The following is an 18,111-nucleotide window of genomic DNA, read 5'->3' as shown; positions in this document are numbered from 1 at the left end:
AAGATTAAATATTCTTTAAAGGCGAAATCAAAATACGTATACTGATGGGTACTTGATGAAGATCAAGGAAATCGACGACTAGGGTCAAAGTGTCGACGAATCGGCAAAACAAGACTGGTTTTCAGGTATCAGAATATGAAATGTGGCCCCTTTGCCTTCTGTGGATGTGGCGTGAATATGCCCGTGGTGGTTTTGCAGGATCTTCTTGCACATCGCCAGCCCGATACCCGTTCCTTCGAAATCCTTTTTACCGTGCAGGCGCTGGAAAATTTCAAAAATTTGCTCCGCGTAAACCTGCTCGAAGCCAATGCCATTATCGCTGACCTGCAAATGGTGATAGGCACATCGCGTGTCCAGCATCGGGTACGATTTCAATGCGGTTTTATCCAACATTTCTGCCGAAACGGAGATGATCGGGTCCACGCCGTTCCTTGTAAACTTCAATGCATTCGAAATAAGGTTTCCGAAGAGCTGCGCCATTTGCAGCGGAACTGCCTCCACCACAGGAAGCCGTTTGTAAGTGATCGACGCGTGTTTCTGATCGATCAATAATTCGAGGTCATCTACTATATTATCGAGCACGGTGCCAAGGTCCGTTTGGGTAACCAGGTCCGAGTCCCTTGCCAGTTGCGAGAAAGTAAGCACGTCACGGATCAGCAGCAGCATTCGCGACGACGCGTTTTTGATTTTGTCCAGATAATTCCGCTGGCGATCGGTGGTCCCACCCAGCTCGGCTTCCAGCATTTGCGTAAACGTGGCTACTTTCCGTAACGGCTCCTGCAAATCATGTGAAGCAATGTAGGCGAATTGCGCCAGCTCCGCATTGGAACGCTGCAAATGCCGGTTCGCGCTTGCAAGCTCCTGGGTGCGCTCGGCCACGATCTCCTCCATTTTCAATTTCGCGATCACCTGCACTGTCACATCCTGGCAGAGGATCATTACCCCATGCACTTTGCCGTCGTCAGCCCGGTAGGGCTGGTATACCAGGTTCAGGAACCCCTCTTTTTTCTCGGCATCCACAAACACAAAATAGGGATGCTCGCTCAGGAAGATCGGTTCACCAGTGGTCCTGACTGCGTCGAGCAAATCTCTGAAATGCGGTTCTGTTTCCGGGATCACGGAAAAAAGCGGCTTTCCAAGCAATTCTTCCCGCGACCGGCCAACAAGCTGTCCGTATGCGTCGTTGACAATTTCCACGACCATATCCTCTCCGATGAGTACGATTATCCCCACCGTTGCATTCACTACCAGGTTCTGAAAGCGCCGTTCGGAATCATGCAGCCGGTTGAATATCATCACCTTCTGGGTTGTCTCGGTGCAAGTGACAAATACCCCGTTGACCTGCCCGCTGTCGTCGTAAACAGGACTATAACTGAATGTCCAGTAAATATCCTCGATCTTACCGTTCCTGAAAAACGGCACAAGCTGGTCCTCAAACCAGACCGGCTCCCCGCTGGTCATCACTTTATTAAGCAGCGGTCCGATAAAATCCCAGATTTCCGGCCATACCTCCTTGCCTTTCTTCCCCAGCGCGGGATGTTTGCCCTCGGCTCCCAGGCTCGGGCGGAATGCATCATTATAGAAACAAATCAGGTCGTCGCCCCAGAAAAGGAACATCGGAAATGCGGAATGCAGCACAATACCCAGGGTTGTCCGCAAGCTTTGCTGCCACTGATCTGGCGGACCAATCGGCGTTTGAGACCAGTCGAACGAGCGCGTGAGGGCACCCATTTCGCCGCCTCCCTGAATAAAATGAAAAAATTGGTCGTCTGTGGGCCTACGTAAATCCATATCGGTGAATGAATACGCAAATGCCCCTACTATAATCGCGCCAGAATGAGCAGGCTATACCAATACTTCATTGAGAATTGCTACCAGATCTTCAAAACGGTCCGGTTTTGTAAAAAAATGGCAAGCACCGAGCTGTTTTACCTGCATAGCCGTGGCAGCGTTAGAAGAAGTGGACAAGATTACGATCGGAATTTTACGGAGTTGTTCATCCTTTTTGATTTCCGTTAAAAACTGCTGCCCGTTCATCAAGGGCATATTGAGGTCGAGAAAAATAAGATCGGCTTCGATTTCTCCCTGGATAATCTGGCGTAATGCCTTTCTGGCACTGTCCAGAACAGTGCATCGAACCGGCTTCCGGGTGGATTCAAGGGCAGTCAGGAAGATCTCCTGATCATCTTCGTCATCATCGATGAGAAGAATATTCTGATAAAGCATTCGATAGGGGGTGTAAAACCCTTGCAAATTATACTACAACATGACCTAAATCAAGTAAACTTTTGCGACGAATTTTATATACCCTATATTTTGCGCTTCGAAACCTTAAACCAACCGAAAACACTATGTCATTCCAGGGATACCTCAAAACCATCCTGGCCAAAACCGGCAAAGGCCCCGACGACTTCCGGAAGCTTGCGGAAGAAAAAGGCTTCACCGCCAACGGACAATTAAAAGCCAGCACGAAGGCTGGCGATATTGTTCAATGGCTCAAAACGGATTACGATCTCGGACAGGGGCACGCCATGGCTATTTACGCATTGTTGAAAGGGATCAAAGACGAAAACAGCGATTAACGTTAGCAAGCGCTATCGGATATCCTGAAAGCGCCCCTGAGCGAGGTCACCGGTCTCAAAACCTTTCTTGAACCAGTACATCCGCTGCTGCGAGGTGCCGTGCGTGAATGCGTCCGGCACTACGTAGCCCTGCGATTCCTTCTGAAGCTTATCGTCACCGATGGCATTGGCGGCGGTGAGCGCGGATTCCAGATCGCCCGGTTCGAGAATTTTATTCATCTGGTTAGCGTGGTTGGCCCACACACCCGCGAGGAAATCAGCTTGTAGTTCCAGTTTAACAGACAACTTGTTGTAATCGGCCTCGCTCAAATTTCTCCGCTGCTCCTGCACCTGCTGCGAAATGCCCATCAGGTTTTGCACATGGTGCCCTACCTCATGCGCCACCACATATGCCACCGCGAATTCGCCCGGCGCATTGAACCGATCACGCAGCTCATCGCAGAAAGTGAGATCAATGTAAACCTTATGATCGGCAGGGCAATAGAATGGCCCCATCGCCGACGAAGCCCCGCCGCAGGCACTTTGTGTTGCATTTGAAAACATTTGCAGCACCGGCTTTTCATATTCCGCATTGTTTTGCGCGTAAATCTGCGTCCAGACATCCTCGGTACTTCCCAACACCGCCGACACAAAATCCGCTGTCTTGTCATCCGGGCGCGGCCCTGCCGGCCGGCTTTCGGCCTGTTCGGTCTGCGCGCCTTGTATGTTCGAGAGTATTTCCTGAGGGTCCTGACCGGTCAGCAACCCGATAGCAACCACGATGATCACCCCGATGCCTCCCAATGCAACTTTGCCCCCGCCCGACATTCCGCGGCGGTCTTCCACGTTGCTGCTTCTGCGTAAATCCTGCCAACGCATGTTGTTGATGTATTTTAGGTTAAAAATAGAATTTAATACGGGCCTGCTTTCCGAACCCGGAGCACTCAAATATAGAAATAATGCCAGCCATGAAAAGAGGTGTGCCACGATAATTTTACAAAGGACGCCCTGCTGTACAAGTATTGTCGGCAAAGTCTACAATATGCATATTCCGTAAAGGCTTTTCTCCATACAATAACTTGTAAAGCCGTTAAATAAGTAATTCAGAAACATTGCTCAATAAATTCTTCGTCCGATGAACGATGTATTTAAATTTAGGCAACTAGAAGTTAATTAAATCGGCCTATGTCTTACACTAAACCTTACTTTGCAGGATTCGAATATCACTCCAAGGAGGTCTGCAAGTTTTTGCAGGCGTACAGCACATTCACACTTATGCTGACCAACGGGGCGATCATCCACCATCAGCCTGAACACGCACTGGACTTTCGACGCTGGCTGAACCACCATCAAATCGAGGACATTCGCGTGTCCATCCGAAACAACGACCCGGCGGCCGTTGCGCAGCAGTAGCGCAGTACTGCTGAATCACTCAACCCCTGACGTTCCTCTTTTTTCTTTCTCTTCTTTCTGGCAATACCCGCCAAATCATCAAACGCTGCCTCCCGGCTAAGCAAACCGGGTATCACTTTAAGTCAATAAGCCATCAGCTTTTTGAACTTATTCTCCGTATTTTTGCACAAAATCAATAATATTTTACACAATTAAGGACGCTTTCCCCGGTCACCTATACCGGGTAACTTCATCCATGAACAAAACATCGATGAAAAAAGCGTATAACAACACAGCCGGCGGCTTTTGCCTTTTTGAACCAGGAAGCCGAACGAGATCAAACGGGTATCATTGAGCATGAAGCATATTAAGTTTTTCATTCTGTGGGTGTTGCTGACCGGGCATTTTTTCTCTTGTTCCCCCAAACTGCCCGAGGATGTGGAGGTTGCCATGAAAGCGTTGCCCGATAAGCTGGATTATAACCAACACGTAAAACCCGTACTGTCCGACAAATGTTTTGCCTGCCACGGTCCGGATAAAGCCAAGCAAAAAGGTGGCCTCCGGCTCGATATGGCTGAATCCGCATTTCATAAAGTCTCCAAAAATTCGGGACTGACCGCCATCGATCCCGGCGACCTGGCCGACAGCGAATTTTTCCACCGTATCATGTCCTCCGATCCGGATTACGTGATGCCCACACCTGAGTCGCACCTCAGTCTCTCCGCCCGCGAGAAGGCCATCTTGATCCGGTGGATCGATGAAGGTGCCGAGTACAAGCCGCATTGGGCATTCGTAAAACCTGAAAAGTCCGACCTACCCGAAACGCAATACGATAACCGGGCAGTGAATCCCATCGATCATTTCGTATTTAAAAAACTGGAAGAGGAAAAACTGCAACCTTCGGCACAGGCAGAGAAAGAAATACTGCTCCGCCGTGTTTCGCTGGACCTTACCGGCCTGCCCCCGACGCTAGCCGAAACAGACGCTTTTTTGAAAGACAATTCGACGAATGCCTACGAAAAGCAAGTCGACCGGCTGCTCGCGTCCCCACATTATGGTGAAAAAATGGCCGTCGACTGGCTCGATCTGGCCCGTTTTGCCGATTCGCATGGTTACACTGTCGACAGGCTCAGGGACATGTCGCCCTACCGCGACTGGGTGATCAATGCATTTAACAAAAACATGCATTATGACCAGTTCATCCACTGGCAGCTCGCCGGCGACCTGATGCCCAATCCGACGAAGGACATGCGCATTGCCACCGCATTCAATCGCAACCACCAGCAGAACATGGAAGGCGGTATTATTGAAGAAGAGTTTCAGACCGAATATGTCGTCGACCGCACCAACACCTTCGGCGATGCATTTCTCGGCCTCTCGGTGGGCTGCGCCAAATGCCACGACCATAAATACGATCCCATTTCGCAGAAAAACTACTATGAACTGTTCAGCTTCTTCAATAATGTCAAAGAAGCCGGGCAGATATCATGGGACGACGCGTTACCTACCCCGACCATGCTATTGCCAACTACCGCGCAAGAGCAGACGCTCCGGTTTATCCAGGCCAGGATCAAAACCGAAGAACAGCAGCTTGCAGCCACCCAGCGCAATTCAGAAACCGGTTTTAAGCAATGGATGAACGAAGCGGGCTACCGCAACCTTGCCAGGGAGCCGCTGCCGAAAGTTGGTTTACAGGCCTATTATACTTTTGAAAACGGCTCACTGCGCAACGCGGTAAATGCCAAAGAGACGGGCGTGATGAAGCGGGAGGCAGGCTCTCCGGGCGGCGATCCGGTATTTGCAGCTAAATCCGACGGCAAGTCGCTGAGGCTCGACGGCGATGTTTTCCTCGACCTGGGCCAAAACGGTGTGTTCCGGAAATCGGAGCCGTTCAGCGTGGGGATCTGGGTGAATATCCCCAAAGAACTGCACGAAGGCGTGATAATGCACAAAAGCCAGGCGGAGCGCCTTTACAACTTCCGGGGCTACCATTTATACCTCAAAAACGACCGCCTCGAACTGAATATGGCCCATACTGCCCCGTCGGACGCGCTCACCAGGGTCAGCAAGCAACCCATTCCGAAAGATCAGTGGGTACAACTGACTGTCACTTATGATGGTTCGTCGAAAGCCGCCGGGTTCAAGTTGTATGTCAATGGGCAGGAAGCCGCGATGGAAACGACTATGGATCAGCTGACAAAGGACATTCTCTTCAAATCTTCCGTTCAGCCCGGCTTGCAGGTCGGTGCGTGGTGGCGTGGTTTTGGGTTAAAAAATGCGCAGGTCGATGACATCACCGTATATAACCGTGAGCTCACGCCATTTGAAACAGCAATACTAGCCCGTAAATCTTCGTGGTCGACCGTAATTGCGAAGCCTGCCGCGCAACTGACCTCAGCGGAGACCACCGCATTGAAAAGCTATTACATTTCCGCAGTTGATCCTGCGATGGCAAAAGCACGCGTGGCCTTGCGCGACGCCCGCACGCAGCTCTCGGATTCTACCGAATACATCCGCGAACTGATGGTAATGCAGGAAATGCCCAAACCCAAACAAGCGCACATCCTGCTTCGCGGGAATTATGATGCATTGGGCGAAAAAGTGTTCCCGTCGACGCCGGCCTCAATTTTGGAATACCCTAAAAATTTACCCAAAAACCGGTACGGGCTCGCGCAATGGCTCACGCACGCGGATAACCCGCTGACCGCACGCGTGGCTGTGAACCGCTACTGGCAGAATTTCTTCGGTACCGGGCTGGTCAAAACGACAGAGGACTTCGGTAACCAGGGCGGGCTGCCAACACACCCTGAATTGCTCGACTGGCTGGCCGTTACCTTCCGCGAATCGGGTTGGGATATTAAAAAGCTGAACAAGCTGATTGTCATGTCGGCCACCTACCGCCAGGACTCCCGTGCGGGCCGGGACGTGCGCGATCGCGATCCGGAAAACCGTCTGTATGCACGCGGCCCTGCCAACCGGATGTCGGCCGAAATGATCCGAGACAATGCATTGATGGCAAGCGGATTGATGAATACCGAAATAGGCGGCGCGAGTGTGAAACCTTACCAACCGGAAGGGCTATGGTCGATCAACAACACCACCTACACGCCCGATTCGGGCAATGCTGTGTACCGCCGGAGCCTGTATGTGATTGTGAAACGTTCGGTACCGAACCCTACCCTGGCAACATTTGACGCTACTTCACGGAGCTTCTGCGTGGTACGCAGGCAAAAGACCAATACACCGCTGCAAGCTCTGGTGACACTCAACGACCCGACATTCGTGGAAGCCATGCGCGTCATGGGCGAGCAAATGAGCCGCATTCCCGACGCACGCCAATCCATTACCTCAGCCTACCGAAAGCTGACCGGTCGGAAACCACCGTTGAAAGAAGTGGACTTGCTGCTGACGTTGCGAAAAGTGGAGGAAGACAAGTTCCGGAAAGATCCCAAAAAGACCGCAGGGTGGCTGCATACCGGTCAGCATTCGGCCGACAAAACGCTTGACCCCGCATTGCTTGCTGCCAACAGCGTGGTAGCCAGTACCATTCTCAATTCAGACGCCGCCTTAACCAAACGATAACCATGCAGCACCATCACGAAGAAGACTTCCGCCTGCATACGCCGGAGTTCAACGAGCTTCACCGGAAACTGGACCGCCGCCGTTTTCTTACCCAAACCTCGCTCGGGCTCGGTGCGATGGCGGTGGGGTCGCTTTTCGGGCTGGATAAATTGTATGGCTCGGCATCCCGGCAAGCAGCGGTTCCATCCGCTGACTTGGAGTCGGAAATTCTGAAAGCATTGCCGCATATCGCGCCCAAAGCGAAGCGCGTGGTGTATTTGTTCATGGCCGGCGGGCCGTCGCAGTTCGAAACATTTGATTACAAACCGAAACTGATCCAGATGGCAGGCCAAAATCTGCCCGATTCGGTGCGGAAAGGTCAGCGGCTTACGGGGATGAGTGCCAGTCAGAGTGTCTTGCCCATGGCGCCGTCGATCTACGGGTTTAACCAGCATGGTAAAACCAAGACCTGGGTAAGCGAGCTATTGCCTTACACGGCCAAGGTGGTAGACGATCTTTGCATTGTCAAATCCATTTATTCTGAGGCCATTAACCACGACCCGGCCATTACCTTTTTCCAAACCGGCAATCAGCTTCCGGGCAGACCGTCGATCGGCTCCTGGGTAAGCTACGGGTTGGGTACCGACAACAACAACCTGCCCACATTCATTGTATTGGTTTCCAAAAATGCGCCCAAGGACCAGCCGCTTTACGCGCGCTTGTGGGGAAATGGGTTTCTCGAATCGCGGCACCAGGGCGTACAGTTCCGGTCGGGTAAGGACCCGGTGCTTTTCCTCAACAATCCGGAAGGTTACGATGGCCACGACCGGAAAGAAATGCTCGACTATCTTTCCAAACTGAATCAGCTTCAAAACGACGCATACGGCGATCCGGAAATCAACAACCGCATTGCGCAATACGAAATGGCCTTCCGCATGCAGACCTCCGTACCCGACGTAATGGATACCTCCGCGGAGCCCGACGATGTGTTTGAACTCTACGGGCCCGACAGTCGCGACCCGGGTACCTATGCTGCCAACTGCCTGCTCGCACGGAAACTGCTGGAAAAGGACGTCAAGTTTGTACAGCTCTACCACCAGGGATGGGACCAGCACGGTGGCCTGCCCAAAGCCATTGCCCAGCAATGTAAAGCCACCGACCAGGCCACCGGCGCATTGATTATGGACCTGAAACGCCGCGGCTTGCTCGACGACACCCTCGTGATCTGGGGTGGAGAGTTCGGCCGGACCGTTTATTCGCAAGGCAAGCTCAGCGCGACCGACTATGGCCGCGATCATCACCCGCGCTGCTTCACGATGTGGATGGCCGGCGCAGGCGTAAAATCCGGTATCAGTTACGGGGAAACCGACGATTTCAGCTACAATATCATCAAAGACCCCGTGCATGTTCACGACTTCCACGCTACCCTGCTGCATTTGATGGGTGTCGACCACGAACGGCTCACCTACAAATTCCAGGGCAGGCGGTTCCGATTGACCGACGTGCATGGGAAATTGGTCAAAGATATTCTCGCGTGATGATTTTGCGCGGTTCGGGTTAAGGGGTTATTTGAGTTTGATGAATGTAAATGAGGTTTTTAGGAAAAAGCCTTTGCCGAAGAAGCCGGTTTTGATTGGGTGAACAACTTGATTGTAGGTTCCTGGATTGCGTATCATCGAGCGGGCGAGGTTCGTCATGCCGCCCAAGTTCAATGTCAGCCTTTTCCATTTCGCACCCAATGAAAGCGATACCCCGGGTACAAAGCGCTTATAGCCGAATGCATTCCAATTGACATATGTTTTGGCCAGGAGGTCGTTCATGAAGTACCTTTCCGTCGGGGCGGCGATCAGCCAGTTTATCTCAGCCCGGGCATCCGCGAATAACGATAATTTGGAGGTAGGCTTAATATAATATCTCAACCCAGTCTCGACCGTCGCCCAATGATGCTTTTCGTCGGTGTCCAGAACTTCCAGGACAGTGTTGCATTGACAGAGCATATTTTCGGGCACGTCTTCCTCCATAAACCGAAACTCAATTACGGTCGAGAAATGCGGGCTTAGAGACTTTTCCGTCCACATACCTGCCGACCATAAATAGTTTGTTTTGAAATTCGTCTCCCAGCCTGGCACTAACTGAGGCTGATCATAGTACTTTTTATCGTAGAAATTCCTGCCGGTAGAAACAGATATGCCTAAATCCATGCCTTTATGCTGAGCGCTCACAGACGGACATAAACAACTTACGATGAAAATTACTGCTAAGGTTGATAAAACATACTTCATCTGTCGGATTGTCAGCGTAATAGTGCTGGTTTCATAGGATTTCATGGGGCTATTCAAGGATCACTTTCAACTTATCGACAACCTCTCGCGAATTTTCAGACCTCGTCGCATGCAAATAGTATGTCCCGCGCGGGAGATCAGACACATTCCAATGCAATTTGTTTCCTTCATGAAAGCCTTTTATGTCAAAAACTTCCCTTATTACCACCGAGCGCACGGATTGTGTTGATTTCTCAGCAAACAGTTCAATTTTTGAAGGCATAGCCGCCAGCATGGCAGTATTAGCGAATTCCAAAGTGATTTTTCCCATTGCCGGATTTGGATATACTTTAAATCCTGATTCCAACAGAAAAACAAAGTCCTCCGCATAGTTACCACACGCATTGGTGGCAGTGAGTTTTACCTGTCGAAAGCCGTCTGTTGAGTTGGAGTAGACATACATTTGAGACGTCGGATTATTGGGAGTGTATAGATCAATGGTCATATTCCCCGACCCAGCATAATTATTGTAATTGAACGTGGCGCCAGGGCTACTGGATGAAGCTGCAAGATTGTAACTACTTCCTGGGCTTACCGACGTCGTGCCAGAAACCGCCCCATTGACCGTTTTGGTTAAATTTGGATTTCCCACCCAAATAGTTCTTCTGACAGGAATTGTTGCACAGGCGTTTGGGACCGTAAGCGTTGCAGTTATCGTGCCAGCTCCACTGTATCCATTTTGCCGGGTGGCCAGATTCCCATTCATAGAAAGGCCGGGGAATGCAGACCAAACAGCGGAAGAACCGGCAGGAAAAGCAGTTAAAGTGTATCCGCCATTATTGCAAATTAGATCAGGCCCAATCATTGGTGCTCCGGCCGCTTTTTCAAGGGCTTTCAATGCGCTGACACGACCATAACCCATTTCATTATTGTGAGACAAATCTGCAAAAGTGGCCCCATTACCAACTGCGTAAGTGTAGCCGCCTACCTTTTCAGCACTTTCGGCAATAATCCTTCTTACCTGCGTCTCAGTTAAGTTGGGGTTAACTGATAAGATGAGCGCAGCCAATCCCGAAATCGCAGCAGCCGACCAGGAAGTGGCATTTTCAGCAGGCTGGTTTGCATAGCCACTTCCAGCGATAGTTGTCACAAGAGCACCGGGAGCCATCACGTCAACCTGCTTCACTGCATAGTTGGATTTTGGCCATCTAGTGTCATTTGATAACGATGCTCCAACCATTAAAACAGAAGTAGCATTGCCAGGCAACGGTCTAAAGGTTGGCTCTCCCTTGTTTCCGACTGCTCCGATCAGGATCGTGCCTTTTCCACTTCTACCGCTTATCGCGACGTTATTAAGGGCGTTGTAGATTGCTGCGTCGATAGCCGGGTTGCTGGCAACCAGACCCCACGACATGCAAAGGATATCTACCCCTTTTACATTAACAGCATGATTTATTGCCGTGGCTATGAATTGGTCAAGGGTAATGTCGCTAGCCAAGTTTGTGCTTAGTGCTCTTATGGGAATAATTTTGCTATTATAGGCCACACCAGTTACACCAATGCCATTGTTTCCGGAAGCTGCTGCAAAGCCCGCGCAAAATGTCCCGTGCATTTCCTCACCGGCTACGTGTCCTCCGTTTGTTCCGCTATTCGTGGCATCAAAACCGGGAAGCATATTCGCGACTAAATCAGGATGATTCAACTGCACACCATCATCAATAATCGCAATTTTGATATTCGCGCAGCCAGTAGTCATATCCCACGCCGCGGGCAGGTTTATTTTGGCCAAGCCCCAGTTAGCCGAATATAGTGGGTCGTTGGGAGTACCTGCTGTTTCGACAAATCGCAGACAGTTGGGTTGCGTATATTCGAATAGACCTGTCTGATTAAGCGTTTCACAAACTGTTAATGGATCACTCAATACCGCAGGGCTGGTTACGTAAATATTCGGATCGGTATCTGTCCTGTCAATCCGCACGTCCAAATCACCGGCGCGGAACGCTGCTGTGATCTCGGATTCGGTAACACCATCCCTAGGTTTTGCAATAACCAAGTCCGTAAAACCAGCCGACTCCTCCCCTTCCTGATTGAGCATTATAGGATGCGCCAGCAAAACTTCGGGGTGCTGCCTGAGTTGCGCGACGACATGAAACCAACCTACTAACAGACAGAGGAAAAGAAGTTTTTTCATACGAATTGAGTTTGGATGATGAATAGACCTTTTATTTTCAGGCATATTACATCCATCCCAACCGCTTTACTATATACGATTCTCAACCGGTAGTTTCGAATAGACAACCGGAAAATCATCAACCTTCCGGTAGAGTATCCAACCCATTTCCTCGTCTTTCTTCTCGAAATGAATATCCGGATGAAACCCTTAAAACAATACATCATCACATCCCTGCTGCTGACGCCAATGCTTGCATTAGCCCAGCAGGCCAACGTCAATCTCGATTGGGCGCCGCAGAAAAACACCGAGCAGCTTGTGCCCTACGGCGGGAATGTCATTTCTCCGGAAGTCAGAGACGACCATACGGTAACCTTCCGCCTCAAAGCGCCCGATGCACAGAAAGTCGAGCTGACGGGCGGGCCGATTCTGCTCGCATTGAAAAGCAAGGCCAATATCCCTTTCACAAAAGACGCCGAGGGGCTCTGGACGCTGACAGTGGGGCCGGTGACGCCGAATATCTATGTGTATCGCTTTCTGATCGACGGCGTGGCGGTGGCCGACCCGAACAATACGCTGACGGGCACTTCAAACCAGCCGGGATATAGCAACCTCGTCGTACACGGCAGCGGGCCCGCGTACTATGATGCCCGGAATGTGCCGCATGGCAGCATTACAAGGCATATTTATCATTCCAATGTCCTGAATGGCGAGCGGGAAATGTTTGTGTACACGCCACCTGGCTATGATCCTAAGAAGAAATACCCGGTGCTGTACCTGCTTGGTGGCAGCGGCGAACTGGCTTCGGGCTGGACGCTCGACGGCCGCGCTAACCTGATCGCCGATAACCTGCTTGCAGAAGGGAAAATCGTACCGATGATTATCGCAATGCCTAACAACCAGGTCGTTCACAGGAACGATCCCAAACACCTCGAAAAGACGTACCAATTATTTGAGGAAGAACTGCGCAAACAGATCGTGCCGTTCGTGGACGCCCATTACAGCACAGTAAAAGACCGGAAAGGGCGGGCCATTTCGGGACTTTCGATGGGCGGCAGGCATACCCAGGCCGTAGGTTTCCATGCGATCGATTTGTTCAGTTCTTTCGGGATATTGAGTGCCGGTGACCTGGAACCCGAAAAATTGAATCCTGCATTTTTCAGCGATCCCAAAATCAAAGACAAGGTGGATTACCTGCTCGTGGGGCTAGGCAGCGGTGAACTGGATTTTGTAGGAAAAAGATCCGCTGCAACGCATGCCGCCCTGGATAAAGCGGGTATCAAACACGACTATTTCATCGGCGGCGAAGGCGCACACGACTGGGGTACCTGGCGTTTGCTGCTGCACGAGAAGTTACTTCCGGGGCTGTTTCGGAAGTGAATGATTGAATGATTGAATGATTGAATGAGTGAATGAGTGAATGGTCAGGCGATCATTTATGGTCGAGATTAGTCATTTATGGTCAAGGGTAGTCATTATAGTCAGGAGTAGTCATTCGATAGTCCATCACAATTAAAACAACACCTGACTATAAGTGACCCACCATTCACTCATTCGGTCATTCACTCATTCAGTCATTCACTCATTCAAAATTCATTCCGTCATTAATCATTTAAAGATGAGCTATTTCAATATCGATGCCGCCAAGGCGCAAACTTTCGACGCGATTGTCGTGGGAACCGGGATCAGCGGTGGCTGGGCGGCGAAGGAACTTACCGAAAAGGGATTGAAAACCCTCGTGCTCGAACGCGGGCGCGACGTGAAGCATATTGTAGATTACCCGACCACGAATATGATGCCCTGGGAATTCGAGCACCGCGGGTTGCCGCCGCTGGCAGTGCGGGAGGCAAGTCCTATGGCCAGCAAGCACTACATTTTCCGGGAAGATGCCATGCATTTTGTGGTAAAGGATTACGAGCATCCGTATGTGCAAGACCAGCCATTCAGCTGGATGCGCGGCTACCAGGTGGGTGGCCGCTCACTGCTGTGGGCGCGGCAAACGCAACGATGGTCGGACTATGATTTCGAAGGCCCGGCACGCGACGGCTTCGCTACTGACTGGCCGATCCGCTACAAGGATATTGCACCCTGGTACAGCTATGTGGAGAAATTTGCGGGCATTTCCGGAAATAAGGATGGCCTGCCGCAGCTTCCGGACGGCGAGTTTCTGCCACCGCACGAAATGAGCTGCGTCGAAAAGCATTTCAGCGACCAAACGGCGAAAAACTACAAAGGCACGCGGCCCGTAATCATCGGCCGGGCGGCGCATATCACCGATCCGCAGCCGATCCACACCCAGCAAGGCCGTGCCAAATGCCAGCACCGCAATATGTGCCAGCGGGGCTGCCCATTCGGCGGGTATTTCAGTACGAATGCCGCTACGCTGCCGTGGGCCGAAAAAACGGGAAACCTCACATTAAGACCCCATTCGGTGGTGCACTCCGTGATTTACGACGAAAAGAAGAAACGCGCGACGGGTGTGCGCGTGGTGGATGCGCAGACGAAGGAAATGACCGAGTATTATGCCAAAATCATTTTCATCAATGCTTCGGCCATCAATTCCAACCTGATACTACTTAACTCGAAATCCAGCCGGTTTCCAAACGGGCTGGGCAACGACAGCGGGATGCTGGGCAAATTCATCGGTTTCCACAATTACCGCGGCCGGGTAACCGCCGATTTCGACGGCTTCCACGACCGCACTACCGACGGGCGCCGCCCGAATGGCGCTTATATCCCCCGTTTCCGGAATGTTTTCAAGCAGGAAACCGACTTTCTCCGCGGATACGCCACCTCGTTTTCAGCTTCCAAAGTGGGGAATGCAAATGACGGCCTGGGCGAATCGCTGAAAGCCAGCCTGTTTGCTCCGGACGAAAGCGGCTGGTCGCTCGGTGCACAAATGATGGGCGAGGTGGTAACGAAAGAATCCAACTTTGTGGCGCTGCACGATAGCCTGAAAGACGACTGGGGTATTCCACAGCTGCGTATGAATGTTTCGTTCGACGAGAATGACATGAAAATGGTGAAGGATTTTTATACAGAGCTCAGCGAAATGCTGGATAAGGCCGGTTTTAAAAACATCAAAACCTCCGACACGCACCGCAATCCCGGCAGCGAAAACCACGAAATGGGCGGCGCCAGAATGGGTAAGGACGTCAAAACCTCCCTGCTCAACAAATGGAACCAAATGCACCACGTCCCCAACGTATTTGTCACCGACGGCGCGTGTATGACGTCCACTGCCACACAAAACCCGTCGCTAACCTACATGGCGCTCACAGCGCGTGCAGCGGATTATGCAGTACGCGAGATGCGGAAAGGGAATATTTGAGTTGACTTAATTTTGAATGATTGAATGACTGAATGAGTGAATGACCGAATGAGTGAATGGTCAGGTTTTGTCAGATGGCTTTAATTAGTGTGTGTGAGATTTTACGCCTAGAAACGACCATTTCATACCATCAATGATAACTCTTGACAATACCTGACCACATTTGACTATTCAATCATTCAATCATTCGGTCATTCAACATTAAAAGCAACCGTAACGTAATACATGCCCCCAACCGACGGCCCGCCGAGGAAAGAGACGTAGTATTTGTTCAGCAAATTGCTGGCGCCCACTTTGATCTGGCTTTTCAATGCAGGCACGCGGTAGGTCACCTGGGCGTCGAGACTGCTGTATGACGGCACGTTGCCGGTTACGAGGAATGTCTGCGAATAGTAGCCCGACTGCCATTTGTAGGAAACGGTGGCGTCGAGGTTATCGAGCAGGTTGGTGCGGGAAACAGAGCCATTCCACATCCATTTAGGCGTGTTGAAACCGTCTTCGAGGCCGTCCTGGTTTTCGGCGTTTTTCAGCTTGGCAAATGTCGTGTTCACGCCGAAAACCCATTTCTTTTCCAACTGGTAGTTCAGCCCCACGCTGAAACCATAGTTGTTGATGATCGAGCGGGAGTTGGTATACATCCGGTATTGGGCCTGACGGGCCTTGTCGTACAGGTCGTGCGGAATAGTAGCTGCGTCGGTCGAGACCGGCACATTCATGTTGGTTTGTGCTATGAAATTGCTGTACCGGTTGAAATACAAATCTGCATTCACAAACAATGCCCGGTCGAAGAAAAGCCCTTTGTAGCCCGCCTCCCAGGTTTTGGTGTGCTCGGGTTTCACGTAGGTGTAGGGGTTCTTTTTGAGCAAACTTTTATTCTTCTCGATCGCAGCATCCTGCGTGAGGCCATTCTGGTTAATATCATTTAAAACAGCCTGCTGGAAGCTCGTAATAGAATTGGCGAGCCACGCATTCTCGAAAATACCCTGCGACATTACCGGTAACCCTCCTACCCGCTTCACACCGCCGCTATTGACATTGCTATATGCCTCGAAAATGCTCGGGAAGCGGTAGCCCGTCTGGAACGAAACCCGGATGTTGTGGTCGTGCACCGGGCTGTAAACGGCTGATAATCTCGGGTTAAATGTGGTTTTGAAATAATCGTTCTTATCCGCCCTAAGGATCACCCCGAGACGCAATTTCCTCTGAAACAGATCTTTATTTAAGGAAACAAAACCACCCGTTTTGCCATAAGTGATGCTTTTCCCATCCTTTCCCGGCTCGGGGTTCACGAAATAATTGCCGTCGGGCACGATGATATAGGTCCGGTGATCGGCGCCGAGGAGGATATCGAGCTCGTACTTATCCTTCCAGGCTTTGAGGTACTTTTCGGTGAGGCTTACCTGCGCTTCGGCATGTATAAAATCGGCCTTCACGCGCAATGCGGCACCTGCGTCCCAGTTGTTGATGTCCTGCAATTTGCGCAGTTGCGCATTGAAAGCATCCGTCCCGGGCTGGTACCGGCCCGCATCGGCAGCGGCGCGGGCCTGGCGCATCGCGTCGGCCACCGCGGCCCCTCCGGTGACGGCACTGTTGAAGCCTTTGGTGAAATCGGCATACCAGTCATTGTCGGATTTATAGCTGCGGTCCATATTCTCTGCCATCGAACGCAGGTTGTAGGAGCGGCCGGTATTTTCGGAATTGACATACAACTTAGCCTGCACAGAAGCCGACTGGTATTGAAGACCGTGCTGCTGCACGAGATAGTTTTCGAGCCGGAACCGGTTAGCGCGCTGGTATACGTTGTCCAAAAGGCCAAAATGGTAGGTGTAGGTCAGCATGGCTCCGGGTGCCACCTTGTAGTAAAGGCCTACGTCGCCTTTGATATTCTGCAAATTATAGTCTACTACCTCGGCCTCCTGGTAACCCGTGCGGCTTACCACGTAGCGTTTGCCGCCGAGTGTAACAGTCTTGCGATTGGAACTTTCGTTACCATATTTATTCACGGGGTCGCTCGCGGGATTATCCGCCCCGAACAACTGCGTACTGCTGTTGGCATTACCATTCAGCTCGGTCTGGTCGGACGCGATCCAGTCATATCCTTTTGTAAAAGCGCCGTTGATTTTAAATGCCAGCTTGGGAGTAATGATTTTGGCAAAACGAAGCGTCGTTTCCGTAAATGGCCTGGCCTTGCTATGGCTATCGTTCAGGTGATTGATGGCCGTCTTTTGCTGAATTGAGAGTCCTTCGGAATCAAATGGATTTTTGGTAAAAAAATTGGCAAGGCCATTGACGGTATTCATTCCGTACAATGCAGAGGCAGTCCCGGGCAATATTTCGACGCTGGCGATATCCAGGTCCGTAGGCCCGAGGGCGTTACCGATCGCTCCGCCGATGTGCGGCGACTGCACGTCCATGCCGTCGGTCAGCTGTGCAAAACGCACGTTGGTCGTATTCGAAAAACCTCTCGCATTCAGCACCTTAAAACCCAACGACGGGGTGATCATATGCACACCCTGCACATTTTCCAATGCATCAAAAAAAGATAAGGCAGGCGACAGCGCCGTAGTTTTGGCACTCACTTTCTGTACGCTCACCGGCGACACCAAAATGCTTTCGATCACCCGCGAAGCCGTCACGACCACTTCGTCGAGCGAGCGCGCTTTCAATGTATCAGGCTGGCTTTGCGCCCGGCAAATGATTGGAAATGTAAAAATCAGCGTAGTAAATAGGTACTTCATGCGATGCGACATCAATCGTTATGTCCAAATGGAAATATCGCAAAATAAAATAAAAACTGCGTTGGGCCCGATGTACCAGTGCACTCATTTTTTGTAA

At 51.1% G+C, this 18,111-nt stretch carries 12 protein-coding genes; 6 read left to right on the top strand and 6 right to left on the bottom strand.

The features are described from left to right. Positions 1 to 84 precede the first annotated feature (84 nt). Both CLV60_RS10015 and CLV60_RS10010 read right to left on the bottom strand, forming a co-directional pair. Positions 85 to 1,791: a PAS domain-containing sensor histidine kinase gene (locus CLV60_RS10015; RefSeq protein ID WP_106595236.1), complete on the bottom strand. Its 1,707-nt coding sequence runs from the start codon at positions 1,789 to 1,791 to the stop codon at positions 85 to 87. Between the two features lie 54 nt (positions 1,792 to 1,845). Then, a complete protein-coding gene (locus CLV60_RS10010) occupies positions 1,846 to 2,226 on the bottom strand; it encodes a response regulator (protein ID WP_106595235.1) in 381 nt (126 codons plus the stop codon). Between the two features lie 125 nt (positions 2,227 to 2,351). Between CLV60_RS10010 and CLV60_RS10005 the strand changes: the two genes are divergently transcribed. Then, positions 2,352 to 2,582 carry a DUF4287 domain-containing protein gene (locus CLV60_RS10005; RefSeq protein ID WP_106595234.1) on the top strand — a complete coding sequence of 77 codons (231 nt, stop codon included), beginning with the start codon at positions 2,352 to 2,354 and terminating at the stop codon, positions 2,580 to 2,582. 12 nt (positions 2,583 to 2,594) lie between these two features. On the opposite strand, the gene ypfJ is transcribed toward CLV60_RS10005, so the two are convergent. Further along, a complete protein-coding gene (gene ypfJ, locus CLV60_RS10000; RefSeq protein ID WP_106595456.1) occupies positions 2,595 to 3,440 on the bottom strand; it encodes a KPN_02809 family neutral zinc metallopeptidase in 846 nt (281 codons plus the stop codon). 306 nt (positions 3,441 to 3,746) lie between these two features. On the opposite strand from ypfJ, the gene CLV60_RS09995 reads away from it, so the two are divergent. The 3 genes from CLV60_RS09995 (at position 3,747) to CLV60_RS09985 (ending at position 9,052) form a co-directional block, all read left to right on the top strand. After that, on the top strand, positions 3,747 to 3,974 hold the full coding sequence (locus CLV60_RS09995) for a hypothetical protein (RefSeq protein ID WP_106595233.1): 228 nt from the start codon (positions 3,747 to 3,749) through the stop codon (positions 3,972 to 3,974). A gap of 336 nt (positions 3,975 to 4,310) precedes the next feature. After that, positions 4,311 to 7,535: a DUF1553 domain-containing protein gene (locus CLV60_RS09990; RefSeq protein ID WP_106595232.1), complete on the top strand. Its 3,225-nt coding sequence runs from the start codon at positions 4,311 to 4,313 to the stop codon at positions 7,533 to 7,535. A 2-nt stretch (positions 7,536 to 7,537) separates the two neighbouring features. Then, positions 7,538 to 9,052: a DUF1501 domain-containing protein gene (locus tag CLV60_RS09985; protein ID WP_106595231.1), complete on the top strand. Its 1,515-nt coding sequence runs from the start codon at positions 7,538 to 7,540 to the stop codon at positions 9,050 to 9,052. 27 nt (positions 9,053 to 9,079) lie between these two features. Here the strand turns inward: CLV60_RS09985 and CLV60_RS09980 are convergent, their stop codons facing one another. Beyond that, complete coding sequence (locus CLV60_RS09980) at positions 9,080 to 9,715, bottom strand: hypothetical protein (protein ID WP_146151546.1); 636 nt, start codon at positions 9,713 to 9,715, stop codon at positions 9,080 to 9,082. A 130-nt stretch (positions 9,716 to 9,845) separates the two neighbouring features. Beyond that, complete coding sequence (locus CLV60_RS09975) at positions 9,846 to 11,966, bottom strand: S8 family serine peptidase (protein ID WP_170118756.1); 2,121 nt, start codon at positions 11,964 to 11,966, stop codon at positions 9,846 to 9,848. Positions 11,967 to 12,146: 180 nt separating this feature from the next. Here CLV60_RS09975 and CLV60_RS09970 point away from each other — a divergent pair, with 180 nt between their 5' ends. After that, a complete protein-coding gene (locus CLV60_RS09970; protein WP_106595455.1) occupies positions 12,147 to 13,325 on the top strand; it encodes an esterase in 1,179 nt (392 codons plus the stop codon). A 238-nt stretch (positions 13,326 to 13,563) separates the two neighbouring features. After that, positions 13,564 to 15,276 carry a GMC oxidoreductase gene (locus CLV60_RS09965; RefSeq protein WP_106595228.1) on the top strand — a complete coding sequence of 571 codons (1,713 nt, stop codon included), beginning with the start codon at positions 13,564 to 13,566 and terminating at the stop codon, positions 15,274 to 15,276. A 191-nt stretch (positions 15,277 to 15,467) separates the two neighbouring features. On the opposite strand, the gene CLV60_RS09960 is transcribed toward CLV60_RS09965, so the two are convergent. Next, on the bottom strand, positions 15,468 to 18,014 hold the full coding sequence (locus CLV60_RS09960; protein ID WP_106595454.1) for a TonB-dependent receptor: 2,547 nt from the start codon (positions 18,012 to 18,014) through the stop codon (positions 15,468 to 15,470). Positions 18,015 to 18,111: the final 97 nt, after the last annotated feature.

Origin of the sequence: Dyadobacter jiangsuensis (genome assembly GCF_003014695.1) — a bacterium.
In the GTDB taxonomy this organism is placed as follows: Bacteria; Bacteroidota; Bacteroidia; order Cytophagales; family Spirosomataceae; genus Dyadobacter; species Dyadobacter jiangsuensis.
Note: the sequence above shows the minus strand (reverse complement) of the source record. Positions and strands in the feature narration are given on the sequence as shown.

Bases quoted from the DNA above. Each gene is read 5' to 3' on its own strand.
- CLV60_RS09975 (WP_170118756.1), bottom strand. From the start codon at position 11,966: ATGAAAAAACTTCTTTTCCTCTGTCTGTTAGTAGGTTGGTTTCATGTC.
- CLV60_RS10010 (WP_106595235.1), bottom strand. From the start codon at position 2,226: ATGCTTTATCAGAATATTCTTCTCATCGATGATGACGAAGATGATCAG.
- CLV60_RS10005 (WP_106595234.1), top strand. From the start codon at position 2,352: ATGTCATTCCAGGGATACCTCAAAACCATCCTGGCCAAAACCGGCAAA.
- CLV60_RS10015 (WP_106595236.1), bottom strand. From the start codon at position 1,791: ATGGATTTACGTAGGCCCACAGACGACCAATTTTTTCATTTTATTCAG.
- CLV60_RS09960 (WP_106595454.1), bottom strand. From the start codon at position 18,014: ATGAAGTACCTATTTACTACGCTGATTTTTACATTTCCAATCATTTGC.
- CLV60_RS09985 (WP_106595231.1), top strand. From the start codon at position 7,538: ATGCAGCACCATCACGAAGAAGACTTCCGCCTGCATACGCCGGAGTTC.
- CLV60_RS09970 (WP_106595455.1), top strand. From the start codon at position 12,147: ATGAAACCCTTAAAACAATACATCATCACATCCCTGCTGCTGACGCCA.
- CLV60_RS09980 (WP_146151546.1), bottom strand. From the start codon at position 9,715: ATGGATTTAGGCATATCTGTTTCTACCGGCAGGAATTTCTACGATAAA.
- CLV60_RS09990 (WP_106595232.1), top strand. From the start codon at position 4,311: ATGAAGCATATTAAGTTTTTCATTCTGTGGGTGTTGCTGACCGGGCAT.
- CLV60_RS09995 (WP_106595233.1), top strand. From the start codon at position 3,747: ATGTCTTACACTAAACCTTACTTTGCAGGATTCGAATATCACTCCAAG.
- ypfJ (WP_106595456.1), bottom strand. From the start codon at position 3,440: ATGCGTTGGCAGGATTTACGCAGAAGCAGCAACGTGGAAGACCGCCGC.
- CLV60_RS09965 (WP_106595228.1), top strand. From the start codon at position 13,564: ATGAGCTATTTCAATATCGATGCCGCCAAGGCGCAAACTTTCGACGCG.